Annotated in this window: 13 protein-coding genes; 7 read left to right on the top strand and 6 right to left on the bottom strand. The window is 64.4% G+C overall.

Going from position 1 to position 20,728, the window contains the following annotated elements; translation table 11 throughout:
- Nucleotides 1–41 precede the first annotated feature (41 nt).
- Together C0Z16_RS16465 and C0Z16_RS16460 are read left to right on the top strand one after the other, a co-directional pair.
- The gene (locus C0Z16_RS16465) at nt 42–1,880 is read left to right on the top strand and encodes a VRR-NUC domain-containing protein (RefSeq protein ID WP_102633182.1); all 1,839 of its coding nucleotides are present in this window, start codon (nt 42–44) and stop codon (nt 1,878–1,880) included.
- Entirely contained in the window at nt 1,877–4,141 is a 2,265-nt protein-coding gene (locus C0Z16_RS16460) for an ATP-dependent DNA helicase (RefSeq protein ID WP_102633181.1), read from the top strand. The genes C0Z16_RS16465 and C0Z16_RS16460 overlap by 4 nt, the downstream gene beginning before the upstream one ends.
- Before the next feature lie 20 nt (nt 4,142–4,161).
- Here C0Z16_RS16460 and C0Z16_RS16455 read toward each other — a convergent pair whose 3' ends face one another.
- The 3 genes from C0Z16_RS16455 to C0Z16_RS16445 all read right to left on the bottom strand — a co-directional run bounded on the left by C0Z16_RS16455 (nt 4,162) and on the right by C0Z16_RS16445 (nt 10,414).
- Nucleotides 4,162–6,891: a mechanosensitive ion channel family protein gene (locus C0Z16_RS16455; RefSeq protein WP_102633180.1), complete on the bottom strand. Its 2,730-nt coding sequence runs from the start codon at nt 6,889–6,891 to the stop codon at nt 4,162–4,164.
- A 249-nt stretch (nt 6,892–7,140) separates the two neighbouring features.
- The gene (locus C0Z16_RS16450; RefSeq protein WP_102633179.1) at nt 7,141–8,886 is read right to left on the bottom strand and encodes an MFS transporter; all 1,746 of its coding nucleotides are present in this window, start codon (nt 8,884–8,886) and stop codon (nt 7,141–7,143) included.
- A gap of 91 nt (nt 8,887–8,977) precedes the next feature.
- Nucleotides 8,978–10,414 (bottom strand): sigma-54-dependent transcriptional regulator, encoded by a 1,437-nt coding sequence (locus tag C0Z16_RS16445; RefSeq protein ID WP_102633178.1) that lies wholly within the window; start codon nt 10,412–10,414, stop codon nt 8,978–8,980.
- A 1,371-nt stretch (nt 10,415–11,785) separates the two neighbouring features.
- On the opposite strand from C0Z16_RS16445, the gene C0Z16_RS16440 reads away from it, so the two are divergent.
- From C0Z16_RS16440 to C0Z16_RS16425, 4 genes are all read left to right on the top strand, one after another.
- Nucleotides 11,786–12,082: a hypothetical protein gene (locus C0Z16_RS16440; protein ID WP_102633241.1), complete on the top strand. Its 297-nt coding sequence runs from the start codon at nt 11,786–11,788 to the stop codon at nt 12,080–12,082.
- Nucleotides 12,083–12,243: 161 nt separating this feature from the next.
- Complete coding sequence (locus C0Z16_RS16435; protein ID WP_102633177.1) at nt 12,244–13,689, top strand: nicotinate phosphoribosyltransferase; 1,446 nt, start codon at nt 12,244–12,246, stop codon at nt 13,687–13,689.
- A 152-nt stretch (nt 13,690–13,841) separates the two neighbouring features.
- Nucleotides 13,842–14,321, top strand: a complete 480-nt coding sequence (locus C0Z16_RS16430; protein WP_102633176.1) for a nuclear transport factor 2 family protein — start codon at nt 13,842–13,844, stop codon at nt 14,319–14,321.
- Nucleotides 14,322–14,375: 54 nt separating this feature from the next.
- Nucleotides 14,376–15,290 carry a 2OG-Fe(II) oxygenase gene (locus C0Z16_RS16425; RefSeq protein WP_102633175.1) on the top strand — a complete coding sequence of 305 codons (915 nt, stop codon included), beginning with the start codon at nt 14,376–14,378 and terminating at the stop codon, nt 15,288–15,290.
- A gap of 25 nt (nt 15,291–15,315) precedes the next feature.
- On the opposite strand, the gene C0Z16_RS16420 is transcribed toward C0Z16_RS16425, so the two are convergent.
- The 3 genes from C0Z16_RS16420 to C0Z16_RS16410 all read right to left on the bottom strand — a co-directional run bounded on the left by C0Z16_RS16420 (nt 15,316) and on the right by C0Z16_RS16410 (nt 18,483).
- Complete coding sequence (locus C0Z16_RS16420) at nt 15,316–15,753, bottom strand: GNAT family N-acetyltransferase (RefSeq protein ID WP_102633174.1); 438 nt, start codon at nt 15,751–15,753, stop codon at nt 15,316–15,318.
- Between the two features lie 18 nt (nt 15,754–15,771).
- Nucleotides 15,772–17,211, bottom strand: coding sequence for an MFS transporter (locus C0Z16_RS16415; protein ID WP_102633173.1), 1,440 nt, complete (start codon nt 17,209–17,211; stop codon nt 15,772–15,774).
- A gap of 390 nt (nt 17,212–17,601) precedes the next feature.
- Complete coding sequence (locus tag C0Z16_RS16410) at nt 17,602–18,483, bottom strand: isocitrate lyase/PEP mutase family protein (RefSeq protein ID WP_102633172.1); 882 nt, start codon at nt 18,481–18,483, stop codon at nt 17,602–17,604.
- 209 nt (nt 18,484–18,692) lie between these two features.
- On the opposite strand from C0Z16_RS16410, the gene prpR reads away from it, so the two are divergent.
- Complete coding sequence (gene prpR, locus C0Z16_RS16405) at nt 18,693–20,690, top strand: propionate catabolism operon regulatory protein PrpR (protein ID WP_244201256.1); 1,998 nt, start codon at nt 18,693–18,695, stop codon at nt 20,688–20,690.
- The last annotated feature ends 38 nt before the right edge of the window (nt 20,691–20,728 follow it).

Genomic DNA, 20,728 nt, shown 5'->3' with positions numbered 1-20,728 from the left:
TGCTATCATCACTGTATAAACGTACAGGTCCTGCAAACTCCGTGGCAACCGATGCTCCGCCGGATTCCCTCGCCGGCGTCCCTTACTATCTGCTGAACTTTGAGCGTGCGCTGGCGTGGCTCGCACAACGTTACGACGATCTGCTCGATACGCACGAGCGCGCTTTTCTCGGCTCTTTCGCGGTCTTGCCGCAAGTGTCGCGCGCGCTGCTGGTCCGCATGCTGATGCGCAAAGGCACGCTGTTTCGCGCGAGCCGCCTGTCTTACGATGAGATCGGCTGCCCGTTGCGAGCCGCAGCGCCCATCACGGCGCTCGGCTGGCTGGACCCCGAGCCGCCTCTCACACTCGACGATCTTTTCGCGCTCACCACGCGCCCCGAATTGCTCGACCTGTTCGCGGATGCACTCGCATTGGTTCCCGGGGCAAGGAGTTTGCGTAAGCCGGATTTGCTGGAAGCGCTGCGTCCGTTCTACGCAGAACTCGATGAGCCAGATACAGCTGGTTGCCTGGCGCGCCCGCTCTCTGCCTGGCACAGTCAAACGACCGATTGCGTGTTCCGCGTCGATATCGCGCCGCTCTGCGAACGTCTGCGTCTGATGTTCTTCGGCAATCTCCAACAGGACTGGTCCGAATTCGTGCTCGCCGATCTCGGCGTCTTCCAGTATGAAAAGGTGGCGTTTGCGCCGTCGTCGCGAGCCTTTCAGCAGCGCGTGGACGTGGACGTTTATCTCGCGTTGCATGTGTGCCGTGACGAGCTTGAATCAATAGAATCATTGGGATCGCTCGTTAGCGGCGACATGGAGAGCGCGGCGATCCATGATCTGGTCGCTCGCATTCAGGCGGTTCAAATCTCTAACTCGTGGCTCGAAACGCGCCGCGCGAAGCTGCTCTTTCGCATCGGCCAGCATTGCGAACGGCGCCAGAATTGGCTCACTGCGCTCGCCGTGTACGAGGTTTGCGCATGGCCGGGCGCGCGCCATCGGCGGATGCGCGTGCTCGAGCGCAGCGAGCGTTTTGAAGAAGCGCTCGCGCTCGCTTCGCAGGCCGCCGTCTTGCCCGAGAGCGAGGAAGAGGCGCAGCGCATTGCGCGCATGTTGCCGCGTTTGCGGCGTAAGCTCGGTCAGCCGACGGTTCGCGCGGTTGCTGCGCGCGCGGCGGAACGCAGCACACTGATATTGCCGAGGCCGCAGGCGCCGCAAGCGGTCGAATATGTCGTCCGCGATCATTTGACTTGCGAGTCCGCGCCCGTGCATTACGTCGAGAATGCGCTGATCAACTCCCTGTTCGGACTGCTGTGCTGGGAGCCGGTGTTCGCGGCGCTGCCGGGTGCGTTCTTTCATCCGTTCCAACGTGGTCCCGCCGACCTTCACGCGCCGGATTTCCATGCGCGGCGCGCGGAACAGTTCGCGGCGTGTCTGGCTCAACTCGATAGCGGCATCTATCGCGAGACGATTGAGCGGCATCTGCATGGCAAGGCCGGTGTGCAATCGCCGTTCCTGTTCTGGGGACTGCTTACGCCGGAGCTTGTCGCGACGGCGCTCGACTGCCTGCCCGCCGAGCATTTGAAATTGTGGTTTGAGCGCTTGCTGCTCGACATCCGCGGCAATCGCTCGGGTCTGCCCGATCTGATCCGTTTCTGGCCCACCGAGCGCCGTTATGAGTTGATCGAAGTGAAGGGCCCCGGCGACCGTTTGCAGGACAACCAGATTCGCTGGCTCGCGTACTGCGTGCAGCATGGCATGTCGGTGCGCGTGCTCGATGTGCGTTGGACTGACGAAGCAGTCGGAGAAGCAGTCGCAAATGGGGTCGCGAATGCGAGCACAGAGTCAATCGCCGAGGCAACGTCAAACCCGACGTTCGCCGCGGAGCGCACCGCATGACTTACGTCGTCGCCGTGCGGGCAATGTGCGAGTTCACCGCAAGACGCGGCGATCTCGATCTTCGGTTCACGCCGGCGCCGACTTCGCTCGAAGGCATGGCGGGTCATATGACGGTCGCGGGCCGTCGCGCAGGCGGCTACGAAACCGAAATCACGCTGACAGGCACGCATCGCAACCTCACCGTGCGCGGTCGCGCGGACGGCTACGATCCGGTGGCTAACCGGCTTGAAGAGGTCAAGACGCATCGTGGCGACCTGGAACGCATGCCCGCAAATCACCGCACGTTGCATTGGGCGCAGGCGCTGGCGTACGGGCATCTGCTGTGCCGCGCGCGCGAGCTTGCCGGGTTGACGGTGGCGCTCGTGTACTTCGACATCGGCAGTCAGAAGGAAACGCTGCTGACGCAAACGCACACCGCGCGCGAACTGGAGATTTTCTTCGTCGAGCAATGCGAGCGGTTTCTCGACTGGGCCGTGCAGGAAGAAGCGCATCGTGCGGCGCGCAACGCCGCCTTGAGTGCACTGCAGTTTCCGCATGCGCAGTTTCGCAGCGGACAGCGCGAGTTGGCGGTGTCGGTCTATCGTGCCGCGCGCGATGGCAAGCCGTTGATGGCGCAGGCGCCAACCGGCATCGGTAAAACGTTGGCCACTATTTTTCCGTTGCTGAAGGCGTGCGCGTCGGAGCAGATCGATCGCGTGCTCTTTCTCACTGCAAAGACGCCGGGCCGCGCGCTTGCACTCGACGCTATCGAAACGCTTCGCCAAAGCGCCGCGCCTGTGCCGTTGAGAACGCTTGAACTGGTCGCGCGCGACAAAGCCTGTGAGCATCCGGACAAAGCCTGCAACGGTGAATCGTGTCCGCTCGCGCGGGGCTTTTATGACCGGCTCCACGCGGCGCGCAGCGCGGCGCTCGCCGGCCCTCGGCTCGATCGCGCGGCCGTCCGCGAAGCGGCGCTCGCTCACGACGTCTGCCCGTACTATCTTGCGCAGGAACTCGCACGCTGGGCCGACGTGGTAGTGGGCGATTACAACTACTATTACGACAGCAGTGCGATGCTCTACGCGCTCACGCAGATCAACCAGTGGCGCGTCGGCGTACTGGTGGACGAAGCGCACAATCTGCTCGACCGTGCGCGCCGCATGTACACGGCCTCGCTGGATCAGGCCGCTTTGCGGCTCGCGTGCAAGACGGCGCCGGCCACTTTGCGCAAGCCGCTCGAACGTTTGCAGCGCGAATGGAACGCGGTGAAGCGAGCGCAAACCGCCTCGTACCAGGTCTATGCGGACGTGCCGGGCAAACTGCTGTCGGCAGCGCAAAATCTGATCGGCGCGGTTACGGATCAGCTTGCCGAGGCACCGCTTTCCATCGACGAGGCGTCGCTGCGCTTTTTCTTCGATGCGATGCATTTCGTCGCGCTCGCCGAGCAATTTGGCGAGCATTCGATTTTCGACATCGCACTCACAGCGGACCGCCACGCTTCGCGCAACCAAAGCAATTGCACGCTATGCGTGCGCAATGTGATTCCCGCGCCGTTTCTCGCGCCGCGTTATGCCGCGGCGCGCACCACGGTAATGTTCTCGGGCACCCTCAGTCCGCATCACTTTTACCGCGATACGCTGGGGCTTCCACCAGAGACGCAATGGCTGGACGTCGAAGGGCCGTTTCGCGCGGAGCAATTGCAAGTGCATGTGGCTGGCAATGTGTCGACGCGTTGGCGCGACCGCGAGCGCTCGCTCGTGCCTATCGTCGAACTGATAGCCAGGCAGTACACGACGCAGCCTGGCAATTACCTGGGGTTCCTGAGCAGTTTCGAATATTTAAAACAGGTGGTTGCGTTGATGCGCGAGCGTCATCCCGGTTTGCCCGTGTGGGCGCAAGAACCGGGCATGGACGAAGCGGCGCGCGACGCGTTTCTCGCCCGATTTCGCAGCACGCAGCAGGGCGTCGGCTTCGCCGTGCTCGGCGGCGCGTTTTCCGAGGGCGTCGATCTGGTCGGACAGCAGTTGATCGGCGCTTTCATCGCGACGCTTGGCTTGCCGCAAATGAATGAAGTCAACGAAGAGATGCGCCGCACGATGGACGCGCGATTCGGCAACGGCTACGAATACATGTACCTGTACCCTGGTTTACAAAAAGTCGTGCAGGCGGCCGGGCGAGTGATTCGCACTGAGCACGACGAGGGCGTCGTGCATCTGATCGACGACCGCTACAGGCGGCCCGAGGTGCGCCGCCTGTTGCCGCGCTGGTGGCAGGTTCAATAAGCGCCCACGGTCATATCGCTTCACTCGTGCGGCGACGTCGAGCCAGGATTGGCTGGCGTGCCGGGGCCGCCTGCGGGCTTCGAGTCGACAGGAATCTGGTCTTCCACCGGCGCGTCGCCTTTTGACGCGCCGTCGGACGACGATGCGCCATCGGCGGAAGAGCGGCCTTGTGGCGCTTCTTTCGGCTCGTCCTTCTGAGGCTCGTCCTTCTGGGGCTCGTCCGCTTCGATACGGGGGGCGACGCTGTCGGGGTCCCAGGTCAACAGATTACGCTGCGGGTTCGCAATTTCGATGCCGCGCTCGCGAAACTGGTCGAGAATGCGCCGGTTGAATTCGCGCTGCACGCCCCAGCGCGCCGAATCCCGGCACTGCATCTGGCCGGCCAGCGTCACGGCCGAGCCGTCCACCGCGTCGACGCCCCAGAAACTGAAGTCGGACAGGATGCCGTCCTTAAACTTCTCCTCCTCGCGCAGCGCGGCGCCGATTTCCTTCAGCGTGTCGATCGCCAGATCCACGTCCTGCCCAAACACGATGTTGACACGCACCGCCGCATTGCCGATGCCGCGATTCGTATTGTTCACCGTCGAGACAGAACTGAACGGCACAGTGAACAGCGAGCCGTCGCTGCCGCGCAGCCGCACCGTGCGTATGGACAGATATTCGACGGTGCCGGACACGCCCGCGAGCGTCACCCAGTCGCCGACCTGCATCGCGTTTTCCATCAACAGGAAAATGCCGGTGATGAAATCCTGCACCAGCTTTTGCGAGCCGAAGCCGAGCGCCACGCCGAAGATGCTCGCGCCCGCCAGAAGCGGCCCGATGTTCACGCCGAGTTCGCTCAATCCGGTGAGCACGACGACGAGCGCAATCACGCAGAAGAGCCCCGTGCGCAGCATCGGAAGCAGTGTGCGCAAACGCGCGGCGCGCACCAGGTCGCCGCTCGTCGTCCAGCGATCGAGCCGCCGCTCGACCGACACGTTGACGCTTTCCCACACGAGCAGCGCGATCACGGCGGCGACGCCAATTGTGACGATCGCCGAGGCGAGACGATGGCCGACCGTACCGGAGCGGAACACGTCGGCGATATCGACGCCCCAGACCTGGAGCAATGCCAGCGCGGTCACGATGCCGATGATCCACGACACCACGCGCCGCAATAGCGGGTAATAGCGGTACGCGTGCTGATGCACGAGCGACTTCGCGGCGTCTTCCTGTCCGTTGAAGAGCCGCGCGAGTCCGCCGAAGATCACGATGGACATCACGCGCGCGCCCACCAGCACCGCGAGGGACATGCCGCCGAGATGCAGCAATGCGTGATAGCCGTTTTGCACGTCGAGCGCCCAGATGAACCACAGCGCCATCACGACGAATGCCGCGAGCCATGCCCAGGCATCGGCGAGGGCATTGCCGGCCATCTCGAGCGACTTGCGCGACGCCATGCGCTGGCGGATCAGTTCGCCCACAGGCTTCGCACACTGCAGGATCAGTATCGAGATCATGACGTGGCCGGCGAGCGCGACGACTTTCATCAACGCGAGATGCGCGGCGTCGCTCAGACCCAGCGACTGCGCGATCTCGGCCACCGCCGAACCCGCGCCCACCACGCTGACAATCCGTATCAACCAGCGATGCACGAACGCGGCCCATGCATCGCTCATGCGCAACAGACGCAAACGCGGCGCGCCAGGTTGCAGGAAGAAATCGCCGACGATCACGACGAGGCGGCACAGCACGTAGATGTCGACGAGCGAATCGAGCGCGCGGTCTTGCGGCGTGCCGTCGTCGGTGAAGATGGACATGAGCGCGCTCGCCGCGCCGACGAACACCGCAAGCGGCACGAGGCGCAGCACGGTAATGAAAAGCGCGCGCGGCAGGCGCTGCAAAAGCGTCCAGTGATGCGTGGCGTTCTGCTTGCCCCTGGCTTCGGCGGCTTTGCCGTGCGCAGATGAGGGTGGGGGCGTCATGGCGGGTTGGCCGGTTGCGAGCGTCGTTGCCGCGCCTGGCTCATTGGCCGCTGTGCCCGCCGTCGACGCTTGGGCTTTGGCCTGCGCCTCTGCCTGAGCCTCTGCGAGCGGCGGGGCGGGCAGGGGAGGCGCGGCGTTGGGCGCGTCGGCAGGTTGTGGTTCGACGTCGACCGGCAAGTCCGTGCGCGGCGCGTCGGCTTCAGCGCCGTGTTCACGGCGCGCGGCTAATGCGCGGTACGCGCGGCGCAACAGACGCCGCGCCAGCCATTCGAGCACGAGCGCGGGCAGCAGCGCAGCCAGCAGCGACCACGCGACGTGCGTGAAAACCGAGCGTGCTTGCGGGCTGGTCGATTGCCAGTTCCACCATGCGCGTACCGAAGCGACGTCGAGTAGAGCCGTGACCGAACTGCGCAGCGACGCGCCCAGATGGACCGCCCAGTGCGCGCCTTGACGCGCGAGTTGCGACGCGAGTCCGTTCGACTTGAACGCGGCGGGCACGAGAGCGGCAGCGCCGCTGGCCGCGGCGGGCGCCGACGCGGGCGTCGCGGCGGACGCCGGCGCACTCAGCGCGCCGGCTGCGGCGATGGCCTGCAAGGTATCGGCAACTTGCGCGCGGCGCTTCGGATCGTTGAGAACCGAGAGAGCCTGCCGCGCCTGATCGGGCGTCAACGTGACCGCGGTGCCGGAGGCTGCGGAAGCGGCTGTGGCCGGCGTCACCGCGGCGAAAACGGACGGCGCGCCGAGAAGGATAACGGCGAGGAAGCAGGCGTGTAGTAATTTGCGCATAGGCTGTAGGACGGGCGGACGGGCTACGGTGCGGACGGCTTGCGGGACGCATCGGCCGGTTTGGAGGCTTGGAGTTTAGCCCTTTGGGTTTATCCCTTAACCGACACGGCTTTCGTCGCACAAGTTCCTGTAACTGCGGCGTTGTTGGGCGACGGCCGGGCTGACAGGCAACAGCCGGCGTAAAGACACAAGCGGTAGCAAATAGCTTGCCTGTAGCGAGCTACGCTGCCGTGGCAGCGATTAGCAACGCTACTGATGTGCCCGCCCTCGGATCATCGCCGCCGCCAGCATCGCCCCCGCGACTGCACACAAGGCGGACACCAGCGCCACGGCGCGTAGCGCGGCGCCTAAAGCGTACGCCCGTGCATCGGCCCGTGCATCGGCGCTTGCATTGGCCGGAGCTTTCGCCGCAGCTTGTACCCCTTCCGTCCGGGACGGACCATCTAGACCAGCGGCCCCAGCCCCAGCCGCGCCGCCGCTATCCACGCCGAACTCACCCAGTGGATGTGCGCCGTGTGCCGCTTGCGGAACATGTAATGCGGCGAGACGCGCGTCGAGCGCCGCGTCGTGTGACCACGCGAACACGATGCCGAGCATCGCGATCGCCAGCAGACCGGCGATGCGCGCGACTGCGTTATTGATGCCCGACGCAATGCCAGCGCGCTCGCCCGGCACGGACGACATGACCGTGGTAGTCAACGGCGCGACGGTGATCGTCATGCCGAGACCAAGCACGGTCAGCGCCGGGAAAAAGCCGCGCCAGTATTCGCCATCTACCCACGGCAGTGCGAGCATCGCAAATCCGCTGGCCGCGACGAGCGGCCCGACGCTCAGCAGCACTCGCGCGCCATAGCGGCTCGTCAAACCGCCGGTGAAGCGCGACAACAGGCCGATGGTGACCGGCACCGGCAGTAGCGCCGCCCCGGCCTCGGTCGCGCTGTAACCATAGGCGCGAATCAGTGTGAACGGCAGGAAGAACAACGCGCCGCCAAGACCGAAATAGAGCAGCAGGGTCACCAGATTTGCGCCGGCGAAGTCGCGCGAGCGGAACACGTCGAGTGGCGTCATCGGGTTGCGGGTTCGGGCTTCCATTGCGACAAATGCGCCCAGTACGACAATGCCGCCAACCAGTGACGCCAGCACCCAGCGGTCCGCAAAACCGCGCGTGGACGCGATCGTAAGGCCGTAGGTCAGCGCGGCGAGTCCGGCGGTCGCGGCGAGCGCGCCTTGCCAGTCGAGCCGGGGCGCCGCGCTTTCGTCCCGCGGAGCCTGAGACGGAGCATCGCTAGGCTCTGCGGCGTGAAATTCTGTCGCGCGAAATTTGCGGCTGTTTGGGACGGCAATAGCCGCAAGTACGGTCGTCGCGAGCGCAATCGGCACGTTGAGAAAGAAGATGGCCCGCCACGAGAACGCGTCGACGAGCCATCCGCCTGCCACCGGCCCGAGCGCCGAAGTGATCGCACCGACGCCTGCCCATGTGCCGATCGCCCGGCCGCGCTCCGCATCGTCGAAAACCGCGCCGATGATCGCGAGGCTGCTCGGCACGAGCAGTGCGGCGCCGACACCTTGCACGGCGCGTGCCGCGATCAGTGCGCCCGCAGCCGGCGCCAGACCGCAGCCGATCGAGGCGAGCGTGAACAGCGCGATCCCGGCGATGAACACGGTACGCCGGCCCAGCGTGTCGCCGAGCGAGCCGCCCACCAGCACGAGCGCGCCGAGAAAGAGCAGATAGGCGTCGACGACCCACTGCATCGCCGCGACGCTCGCGTGCAGCTCCGCCTGCAGCGCTGGCAAGGCGACGTTGACCACGGAGCTGTCAATGAACGCCATGCTCGAACCGAGGACCGTCGCGGCCAGCGCAAGCTTCTTACGTGCGCAGGGACGGTGCGGGTTGTGAACTTGCGCGCGAATGACGAGCGCGTCGCACGGGCTCGCCTGCGCAGGATGAGCCGGCGACGCGCTGCGGCCCAACGCCCGGATGTGCTGATCGGCCAAGCGCGCTCCTGGGTGGATCGATTGCCTTCAGCATAGCAATCGCTCCAGCAAGACGCAGGCGGCGTGGGTTGGCGCGGTCTCTGCTATCGAGCTACGCCGGAGCCGCCGACATCAGTGAAGGCGCCCGCCGCTCGGCCTCGTCGTCGCCATCGGCGCCGCTCGACGTGCGGCCGCCTGACGGCTCCTGATGCAGACGGTCCGCATGCATCAGCCGGTACAGCGTGGCGCGCGAGATGCCGAGTTCGGCCGCCGCCTCGGACAATTTGTAGCCATGCCGCTGCAACGCATGCTCGATCGCATCTTTCTCGGCCTTGCTGCGGATTTCCGCCAGTGTGACGGCCGGCCAGTTGTCCGTCTCGGGCAGGCCGAGGTCGCTCGCAGTGATGAAGCGTCCCTCGCTCATCACGACGGCGCGGCGCACGCAGTTGATCAGCTCGCGCACGTTGCCCGGCCACGCGTAGTTCGACATCGCGACGATCGCGTCGCTCGACAGTCCGCGCAGTTTGCGCGCGCCGTCCTGCTTGTACATGCTCAGTGCATAGTTGGCGAGTAGCTTGATGTCGCCGCCGCGCTCGCGCAACGGCGGCTCAATGAGGCGCAGCACGCACAGCCGGTGATAGAGGTCGGCGCGAAAGCGGCCATCTTCAACCGCTTTGTCGAGGTCGACGTGGGTTGCCGAAATGACCCGCACATCCACGTGGATCGGACCGTTGCCGCCGAGCCGCTCAATCGTGCCTTCCTGCAGGAAGCGCAGCAAGACGGCCTGGCATTCGTGCGGCATGTCGCCGATTTCATCCAGAAACAGCGTGCCTTCATGAGCGCTTTCGATCCGGCCGATCTTGCGCTGAAGCGCGCCGGTAAAGGCGCCGCGCTCGTGGCCGAACAGTTCGGCCTGCAACAGGCTCGGCGGAATCGCCGCGCAATTGATGGCGACGAACGCCCGGCCGGTACGCGGCGAGCGTTCATGGATCGCGCGCGCAGTCAGCTCTTTGCCCGTGCCCGATTCGCCGGCGACGAACACCGGCGCTTCCGTCGCGCCGCATTTGTCGATGCGCCGGTAGAGCTGCTGCATCGCCTCGCATTGACCGACCATGCCATGACGCCCGAGCGACGGTTCCGGCGTCACGTGCACTTGCCGCAGCGCCGACAGCCCGTGCGCGTGGCCGAGCGCGAACACGAGCCGCTCGTTGAGCCACGGCCGCGTGACGAAGTCGAAGCAGTAATCCAGGATGAAGCGGCTGACGAGTTCGTTATCCGCCTGGCCTGGCGCGATCTGCGCGACCCAGTTCGTTTCGGCGCGCCGCATGCAGGAGGCGAGCGCGGACAGATGCTGCGACGTGCAGTCGTTAGGCAGTTCGACGAGACCGACCTTGATGTTGTCGCGCTCGATCATGCGTTCCGCGGTCGCGGTGCTTTTCGTGTGCACGGCGTGCCAGCCAGATGCGGCGAGGAAGTCCGCGAGTTTCTGATCAGGCGAGTTCGAGACGTAAAGAACGGTGCGTTCGGTGTCCGCAGGTGCGAAAGCCATTTTTCATTTACCCCCGATTCAATGCTGCTCTCAGGACTGCTGTTCGACGTTCTCAAAGACCGGAAAGCCGCCCCGGCCTCCGGATAAACGAGCCAGCCGGTCCGTTTCGCACGGTCGGGCGTGAAGCTCGATGCCATCGTCGGGCGCTGCGTGGGCCGCGCGGGCAATGGCCGATCCACAGTAAACGTTGTAGCCGGGCAAGGAGCGGGCGGCGTGAGCCGCGAGGTGCCGCACGTTGGCGGCAGACGGGACAACTGCAACATTGAACCGCCGGAGTATTTCATCCCCGAATCACTTGTACCGTTTCTTAACTCGTTGGCTTTTTCGTCGCGCTCTGACTGGCGTGTGACCTAACCATAAGCGAAAGCGCTTTGGAATGCTATACAAACAATTCAGTAGCCGAAATGTTTGTTGATTCCACGGCATTTATTCAGTACTCGCCCCATATTCCGTCGAATCCGGTGGCAATTGGAAGCTCTTCAAATAGGACACGTCAAGCCTCTTTGTGCGCGGCGGCCCACAAATTGTGTCGAAAAAAATGCGGCGAATATGTCACGCGCATACGCGCTCCGCCATTTCCGATGTTTCAGGTATGCAACAAAATCGGCGGCGTCGATTTTGACGAATTTCAATGCATTGGCATCACGGCATATTTGACCGAAGTCCAACGCAAACAGCGAAGGCGCGCGGCGCCGCCAGACGCCACGCGCATATAAAGCACGTATGCGATGGGCTAAATCCGCACGGTGCGGGTGACACGAAGGCTCGAACGCGTCTCGAATACGAATCACCGGATGTCGGACCAACCCGGCGCTAACGCGGGTGCATTGGCGGATTCCCGGCGCAGCAGGACTTCGGCGCGCATGGCATAGCCATTGCAATAAGCGACTCACAGCGAATGCGTTGCTGCCAGTCTGTCGAGGGAGAAGGAAAGGCGGAATCGATTGGCGGCAACAAGGACTTCGTAGACGCGGCCGGGGAAAGCCATTGCGTGATACGAGGCTCCGGCGGGGCCATTGAAAAACGGACGTCAAAGAAAACGGGGCGAATAACCGATGCGAAGCGGTTGCTCGCCACCGGACGACGCAGAGCTCTGACCCCGTCGGTTTTTTTCGGCTGTAGAGGCGCAAGCGGTGAATAGATAACGACAGGTACCTCGCGCTGCAACGTTTGCGAGCGACATGCAAAACAGGGAAAGGGCAGCGCACGGTCCGGACCAACCGGCGCGACGAACGGGGAGAAGGCCAGAGCCTCCATAGAGAGGCGCATAAGCGAGGTGGACCGGGCGCCGTGTTCGCGCTTTCGCGTGGGCACGGCGGACCTGGAGAGGCTGCGATGCAGCTGTCAGCGGGTCATCGTACGGGGTATGTCATGAAAGCGCACATTACCGGTCCGGCCTGCGCGCCGCGCCACAATCAGCCAACCACGGCAACTGCCGCAAACGTTGCCCGTCCCCGTTATCAAAGACATGTCCGCGCGCCGCATGCGTTGTTTGCCGCGCCGGTCGATCTGTTGACGCTCGTGATCGCCGACGCAATAAAGCGCAAGGCGCAGGCGGAGATTCAGCGCCCCGCGCTGCACGACGCGTATGAAATGCCGGTTTCGCGCGACAGGAACGGCGAGCGCGATGCGGATATCCGTCGGCGGGAGTTCGACGAGATGGATTGACGTCCGGCACGCGCCGGCAAACGCCGATGAGCGCCGACGCTGATCGGCGCCGGCCCGCGCAAGCTTGACCGACGCTGATCGGCGCCGCCTGCCGGCGGCATCATGCTCGTGGCATCATGTAAAGCCAGCCCACAGTCAGCGAGCCGAGCGCGGCGTTTTCCATGCCCAATGAATCCAGCGGTTTTAGCGGTGTTTCTTCGATTCTGTCGAATCCGATTCTGAACACGGATTCGTACAAGGCCTCGCACTATCTCCAGTACCCGCCCGAAGCGTCAGGGATGTTTTCGTACATCGAGTCGCGCGGCGGGCGCTACGACCGCACGCTCTTTTTCGGCTTGCAGATGCTGATCAAGGAGTACCTGTGCCGGCCCATTACAACGGCGATGATCGAACAGGCCAGGGCGTTTTTCACCGCGCATGGCGAGCCGTTCAACGAGGCCGGGTGGCGTTATATCGTCGAGCGTCACAACGGCTATCTGCCGGTGCGGATTCGCGCGGTGCCCGAAGGCTCGGTGGTGCCGACGCACAACGTGCTCGTCACCGTCGAATGCGACGATCCGCGGGTGTTCTGGCTCGCTTCATATATGGAGACCATGCTGCTTCGCGTGTGGTATCCGATCACAGTGGCCACGCAAAGCTGGCATCTGCGCAAGACGATTCGCGCGTATCTGGCAAGGAGCAGCGACGATCTCACGCAGTTGCCGTTCAAGCTGCACGATTTCGGTGCGCGCGGCGTATCGAGTGCGGAATCGGCGGCGATCGGGGGCGCGGCGCACCTGGTGAGCTTCATGGGCTCCGACACCGTACTCGGCGTGGTGGCCGCGAATTATTACTACAACGAGAGCATGTCCGCGTTTTCGGTGCCGGCCGCCGAGCACAGCACGATCACGTCGTGGGGCCGCGAGCGTGAGACCGACGCCTATCGCAACATGATCGCGAAGTTCGGCAAGCCGGGCGCAATCGTTTCGGTGGTATCGGACTCGTATGATCTGTTCGCCGCGTTGAAGGTCTGGGGCACGGAACTGAAGCAGGCCGTGCTCGATTCCGGCGGAATGCTCGTGATCCGGCCGGATTCGGGCGATCCGCAGACTATTGTGTTGCAAACCCTGCGGGCGCTGGAGGCATCGTTCGGATCGACGGTGAACAGCAAAGGGCGGCGCGTGCTCAATAACGTGCGCGTGATTCAGGGCGACGGCGTGAATCCCGACTCGCTCGAGGCGATTCTCGCGGCGATGGACCATGCGGGTTTCGCCGCGGACAACATCGTGTTCGGCATGGGCGGCGCGTTGCTGCAGCAGATCAATCGCGACACGCAGTGCTTCGCGATGAAGTGTTCGGCGATTCGCCTCGGCGACGAATGGCGCGACGTGTCGAAAGATCCGGTCACGGACGCCACCAAACGTTCGATGAAAGGACGGCTTACGCTGTTGCGCAATCGTCAATCGGGCGAGTACCGCACGACGACGTTGCCGCTCGTATCGGACGATGCGGGCGCTGTCGAAGGCGAGTGGGAAGATGCGATGGTGACGGTGTTCGATTCGGGCAAACTGCTGGTTGACGTGTCGTTGTCCGAGATCCGGGCTCGCGCGCATGCCGATGAAACATAGCGGCCCGACATGCAAGCCGGCACGCGATCATTCGGTACAATCCGGCCGGTTTCGACCGTCGCGAGCGGTTTGATCTGTTTTCCGCCGGGCGCTTCAACGCGGGCGAACCAGCACATGCAAACCAGCACACGGGCAACCCAACTATCAGAACAATGAGCCATTCCAACACCGAACTGATCGAACGCTTCTACACCGCGTTCCAGCGACGCGACGCTGCCACGATGATTGCCTGCTATGCCGACGACGCCGTCTTCAGCGATCCCGCGTTTGGCGAATTGCGCGGCGACGAAGTGCGCGACATGTGGCGCATGCTCGTCACGCGCGCGCAGGATTTTTCGCTGACGTTCGACAGCATCGAAGCCGACGAGCATAGCGGCCGCGCGCATTGGACCGCGGGTTATGTGTTCGGTCAGACCGGCCGTCCCGTGGTCAATCATGTCGAGGCGCGCTTTGCGTTCCGTGACGGATTGATCGTCGAGCATCGCGATACGTTCGATTTGTGGGCGTGGATGCGCCAGGCGTTGGGTGCGAGGGGCGCGCTGCTCGGCTGGTCGCCTCTCGTGCAGCGTTCGATCCGCGCACGGGCGAGAAGAGGACTCGCGCTTTATCGGCGTCAGGATCGCAACACCTGAAGGCATGCGCTGCAGGTTGCAGTATTCTTGTTTTATCGAACAGCGGGGACAGGTATGCCGGTTTTGGATGCCGCATGGCAAGAGTGGCTGAGCACGAACGCGGCGCGCGGCTGCGCGATGGGCTCGATGATCGACGCCATGGTGCAAGCGGGTTTCGCCGTGGACGCCGCGCAGCAAGCGGTGCACAACGCGTTCGGCTCGAGCGTGGCGAAGGTGGCGAAGGTGGCGAACGTGGCAGATACTGCGGCTGCGCCGACATCCGCTGCGAGCGCGGCGGAAGCAGCGTTGCCGCAAACAGCGCCGCAAGCGTACCGGTACGACGACGCGCCCGTCGCGCGCGGTAATACGATTCATGCGTATGACCGCGAGGTGCAAGTGTTGATGCGCTGCGAGCGGCCGCAGGTGATTGTGTTCGCGAACGTGCTCTCGCCCGAGGAATGCGGCGAGATGATCGAGCGTTCGCGGCATCGGCTGAAACGGTCGACCACCGTCAATCCCGCGACCGGTCAGGAGGACGTGATCCGCAACCGGACCAGCGAGGGCATCTGGTATCAACGCGGAGAAGACGCGTTTATCGAGCGGATAGACCGGCGCATTGCAAGCTTGATGAACTGGCCGGTCGAGAATGGCGAAGGCTTGCAGATTCTGCACTATGGGCCGACCGGCGAATACCAGCCGCATTTCGACTATTTCCCGCCCGACCAGCCCGGCAGCGCGGTACATGCGGCACGCGGCGGACAGCGCGTGGCCACGCTCGTCATCTATTTGAACGACGTGCCCGATGGCGGCGAAACGATCTTTCCGGAAGCAGGCTTGTCAGTGGCGGCGCAGCAGGGCGGCGCGGTCTATTTCCGCTATATGAACGGCCAGCGTCAACTCGATCCGCTGACGTTGCACGGCGGCGCGCCGGTGCTAGCCGGCGACAAATGGATCATGACGAAGTGGATGCGCGAACGCGCGTACGGTTGATTCACGCGCTGCATCGGCTGAGTGCTCAGGCGGTCTTGTAGACGTCCGGATCATGCACTTCCATGAAAATCCCGGGGTTGGACAGCGCCTTGAATCCGTGCGGTCGATAGACGTGATGCGCGTCCGTGGTCGCTAGCAGGATTCTTCTCAAGCCCTGGAGCGATGGGCTCGCGAGCAGGTGCGTCAGCAACGCGGACGCGTAGCCCTTGCCGCGATACTGCGGCAGCACGAAAACGTCGCACAGGTAGGCGAACGACGCCGCATCCGTGACGACGCGCGCAAACGCCACTTGTTTGCCTTCAATATAGCCCCCGAAACATAGCGACCCCGCGATGGCCCGTTCCAGCGTTTCGCGCGGCATGCCTTTGGCCCATGGCGTTTCCCGCGACAGAAACGCATGGATCAGATCGATGTCGAGTTCGGCCTCGTTACTCGAAATTCTCAGGTCGTGTGCTTGGGCCACATCGTCTCCTGCTGTTTTTTAACCCTTCGCTGGATCTTCCGCGCCGCGCGAACCGCCCCCGATGCTCTGGCCGGCGTCGCGTGACAAACCCATATAGCCGATCACGGATACGAGCGTCAACGCGCCCGCGAGCAGAAAGGCGAGGCGGAAATCGTCGAGCGTAAATACATGGCCAGTCGTCTCGCCGTTGAAGAACGCCGCAGCCCGCAGCGACACCGCGCCGAACGCGATGCCGAGACCAATCGTCATTTGCGCGGCCGCGCTCCACAGCGTGCTCGCCGCGCTCATTTGCGGCTGCGCGACGTCGGCGTAGGCGAGTGTCGCGAGCGTCGAAAACTGCATGGAGCGCGCGACGCCGTACACGAACACCACGATCAGCACGAGCGCGAGCGGCACGTTCGGCGTCAACAGCCCGCACGCGATGATGAAGATGCCGGCCACCGTTACGTCGACGATCGACACCATACGGAAGCCGTAGCGCTGCAGAATGCGCGTGGTCAGCGCTTTCATGCCGAGGTTGCCGAGCGCGCTCGCGAGCAGCAGCAGCCCCGACTTGAACGCCGACAAACCGAAGCCGACCTGGAACAGCAGCGGCATCAGATAAGGCACGGCGCCAATACCGATCCGCGTGAACGAGCCGGTCACGACTGTCACGGAAAAAGTGGGGATTTTCAGCGTGGAAACGTCGATTAGCGGATGCGGGTGACGCTTCGCATGCTGGAACGCGACCACGCCGACCAGCAAGCCACCGACGATGATCGCCCCGGCGATCCACGGATTTTCGGCGGGCTGGCTCGCGAGTTCCGCGCCGTACAGAATCGCGGTGAGCGCCGTGCCGCTCAGCAGCAGGCCGACGACGTCGAGCGGCTTGCGTTCGCTGCCGCGCAGGTTCGGCACCAGCGCGAGCGCGACGGCCATCGCGGCAAGACCGAACGGCACGTTGAGCAGGAAAATCCAGCGCCACGACGCGTAGGTCGTGATGAAGCCGCCGATCGGCGGGCCGACCACGGGCGCGGCAATCGCGGGCCACGTGATGGTCGAGATCGCCTGCATCATGCGGCTTTTCTCGGTGCTGCGAACCACGATCAGCCGGCCCACCGGCACCATCATCGCGCCGCCGACGCCTTGCAGCAAACGCGCGGCGGTGAATTCCGCGACGTTCTGGGACAGCCCGCACAACACCGAAGCCACGGTGAATACGCCGATCGCGCTGAAGAACACGGTGCGCGAGCCGTAGCGGTCGGCGACCCAGCCGCTCGCGGGGATGAAGATCGCCAGCGCCAGCATGTAGGCGGTCATGCCGAGACTGACGCTATTGGGCCCGACGCCGAACGAATGCGCCATCTGCGGCAGCGCGGTCGCGATCACCGTGGTGTCGAGATACTCCATGAAAAACGTGGCCGCAACGATGTACGGCAGCCAGCCGGCGTGCTTCAGAGGCGTGCTGCTTGCGCTCATTGCACGGCTCCCGGCAGGACGCGCGCGAACCCGTCGTCCATGCCGCGAACGCGCGGGCGAATTCCACGCGAGCTACGCGATGGTGTGCACTTCATGTTTTCGACTACCTTTCGAAGACGTGTTTCCGTCGTCCCATATCAAGCGGACGAGCGACAGGAGCAGGCCGGTGGAACGCGTCAGTCATGCCGCGGGCAGAACGACGCGCGCTGTGACGTTTCGGCAGTGACCTATCGCCGGCCCTGAATCCTATCGCAATCAGACCCGCGGCATCAGCGGGCACGACAGCCACCAATGCGTGCCGGGCAAGACCGCGGCGGCGCCCACTGCCGCTCAGCACGGGGCGTGCCGTGCGCCGCCGTCCGGGAACACGTTTCGATGCGACGCGCGGCTTCAGTCTTTCGCCGCGTATTCCCGATCCAGCCGGTCGTACAACGGCTTGTTCACGAGACGCTGGCGTTCGCTGAACGGCGCGACCAAAGTCGCGTCTTCGTCGAGGCGGCCATTGCTTTTCAGGGTGCCGAGCGCGCGTTGCATGCCGAGCACCGCGCCTTGCAGCGCCGCGTTCGCATACAGCACGATGCCGTAGCCGAGCTTGCCGAGCGCTTCACGCGATTGCACCGGCGTCTTGCCGCCGATCACGAGGTTGATCAGTTGCGGCTTGTCGAACAGCGACGGCAGACGTTCGATATCCGCAAGCGATTCCGTTGCCTCGATGAAGAGAATGTCCGCGCCGGCTTCGATAAAACGATGACCGCGCTCGATCGCGTCTTCGATACCGTGGACGGCCGCTGCGTCAGTGCGCGCCATGATCTGCAGATTGCCGTCTTCCCGGGCGTCGACGGCCGCGCGGATCTTGCCGGCCATCTCGCTCGCGCTGACGACTTCCTTGCCGGAAAAGTGGCCGCATTTCTTGGGCATCACCTGGTCTTCGAACTGGATCACGTCGGCGCCGCTGCGTTCGAGCACACGCACGGTCTGGCGCACATTCAACGCGTTGCCGAACCCGGTGTCGGCGTCGACTATCAACGGCAGCGCGACCGCGTCCCGAATCCGCGCCGTGTGCTCGGCGACTTCGGCGAGTCCGATAAAACCCAGGTCGGGCAAACCGAGCGACATATTGGTGACGCCCGCGCCGGTGATGTAGAGCGCCTCGAAGCCGGCGTCCTCGATCACGCGCGCGCTCATCGCGTTGAAGGCGCCGGGCACGAGCAGACCCTGGCGTTCGTTGACTTTGGCGCGGAAAGCGGCGCGGCGCGTGGCGGATGTGGTCATGACGGTATATCTCCGGAGAAAAATGAGTGTTGCTGGGCGGGCTTCAAAGTGCAGGAAGCATGCCATTGCGTCGATTCGGCAACATTGTCCTGCTCGATCAATGGCCTGAGGCTCGGAAGGCGGTGGGAACGCGGTCGTGGCAGAATGCTCGGATGTTCCATGAAACGTTTCGCGGAACGTTTCATCTGCGTCCCACCGGAGTCTTTAACGTGTCCCCTTTCGCGCCGTCCTTCGTCAATGCCGATCCGGGCCGTCCGGGCGTCGCCCTGGTGAGTATCAGCCGGTTGGAGTCGCTTTGCGAGACAATCGCGCCGCGCTACGCCGGCCGCGCCCGATTTTTCTCGGTCCGCGAAGGTTATGGAGCGGCGGTCACGGCTTTGCAGGCTTACGTGGATGCGGGTTCCGTCGACGTGGTGCTCGCGGCCGGCTCGAACGGCGCCTATTTGCGCGACAACCTGAGCGTGCCGGTCGTGATGGTCAAGGTGAACGGCTTCGATGTGCTGAGCGCGATCACCCGCGCCACCACCACATGGCCGGGCGCGCCGATCGGGCTCGTGCTCCATGAAACCATCTCGCACGAACTCGCCGACCTGGGCGGTTGGCTGAACGTGAGCCTGAAACAGCGCGCGTACCGCTCGATGGACGAGGTCAGAGTCGCCGTCGATAACCTCGCCGCTGAGGGCTGCCGCGTCATCATCGGGCCGGGCATGGCTTGCGATCTGGCCCAGCAGGCGGGTCTCGAAAGCGTGTTCCTCTACTCGCTGGGCGCGGTCGAGGAAGCGTTCGAGCGTTCCGTCGAGCTAGCGCGCGTGAGCCGCCAGAAGGAGTCGAAGCGCGTGCGCCTGAATACGATCGTCGCGCATCTGCGGGACGGCGTGGCCGCTTTCGACGACGCCGGTCAGCTCGAAGCCGTCAATCCCGCGATGCTCGATCTGCTCGGCCTCGCGCGCGACCGCGATGTGCCCGCGCAGCTCGCCGTGACGCTCGGCCCATGGCTGCGCGACACGCAGGAACGAGGCGCGGCCGTCGACGAACGCATCGAGCAGATCGGCGAACGTTCGCTGATCGTCAACCGCGTGCCGATTGTCGAGCAGGGCGCGCGCTCGGGCTTCGTCGTGACGGTGCAGGACGCGCTCGTCGCGCAGCGCATCGACCGGTCGCTGCGCACCAGCCAGCGGCCGAAGCATCTCGTGGCGCGGCATCGGCTGGACGATCTGATCGGCGGCTCGGCCGCGCTCGAACGCGTGCGGCGGCTGGCGCGCGCGGGCGCCGCGCACGACGCCACGGTGTTATTGAGCGGCGAAAGCGGCACCGGCAAGGAGCTGGTCGCGCAGGGCATCCACAACGCGAGCCGGCGGCGCGGCAATCCGTTTGTCGCGTTCAATTGTGCAGCGCTGCCGGAAGGGCTGATCGAAAGCGAGCTGTTCGGTCACGAGGAAGGCGCGTTCACCGGCGCCCGGCGCGGCGGCAAGCCCGGCCTGTTCGAAATTGCCCATACAGGGACGATTTTTCTGGATGAAATCGGCGAAATGCCCGCCGCGCTGCAAAGCCGGCTGCTGCGCGTCTTGCAGGAGCGCGAGGTGATGAAACTCGGCTCGGGCCGCGCCACGCCAATCGATGTGCGGGTGATCGCGGCCACGCACCGTGACCTGCACGCGCTCGTCGAGCGGGGCGCGTTTCGCGCGGATCTGTATTTTCGTCTGAATCTGCTTCAGATAGAATTGCCGCCGCTGCGCGAGCGGCGTGCCGATATCGCGCCGCTCGCGCGGCACTTGTTAAGCCGCAGCGCGCTCCAATATGGGTTGTCGGAGCCGGCGATCGGGCGGGTACTGACGTTTCTCGCGCCTCTGTTCGACCACTACGCATGGCCCGGCAATGTGCGGGAGCTGGAAAATCTGCTGGCGCGCGCGGCAATCTATCTTGGCGACGCCGCCGGCGATCGGGCCCGCGACATCGGACGCGATCTCCAGGCGGTTTTTCCCGAATTCGGCCGGATGAAGCAGGGCGGCAACGGCAGGACGCTTGCCACAGCGTCCGAAGCCCACGCGGAACCGCCCGCCGCCCGCGCCGCGCCGACCCGCGACGACGTCATCAAGGCGCTCGCGCAATCCGGCGGCAACCGCGCCGCAGCGAGCCGGGCGCTGGGCATTGGCCGCACGACACTATGGCGGCTTCTCAAAGCGGACGGCGACGATAGCCGGCGCTAGCCAGACAAATAGCGTCGCACTATCGACATCATTAAAAC

Origin of the sequence: Paraburkholderia rhynchosiae, assembly GCF_002879865.1 — a bacterium.
In the GTDB taxonomy this organism is placed as follows: domain Bacteria; phylum Pseudomonadota; class Gammaproteobacteria; order Burkholderiales; family Burkholderiaceae; genus Paraburkholderia; species Paraburkholderia rhynchosiae.
Note: the sequence above shows the minus strand (reverse complement) of the source record. Positions and strands in the feature narration are given on the sequence as shown.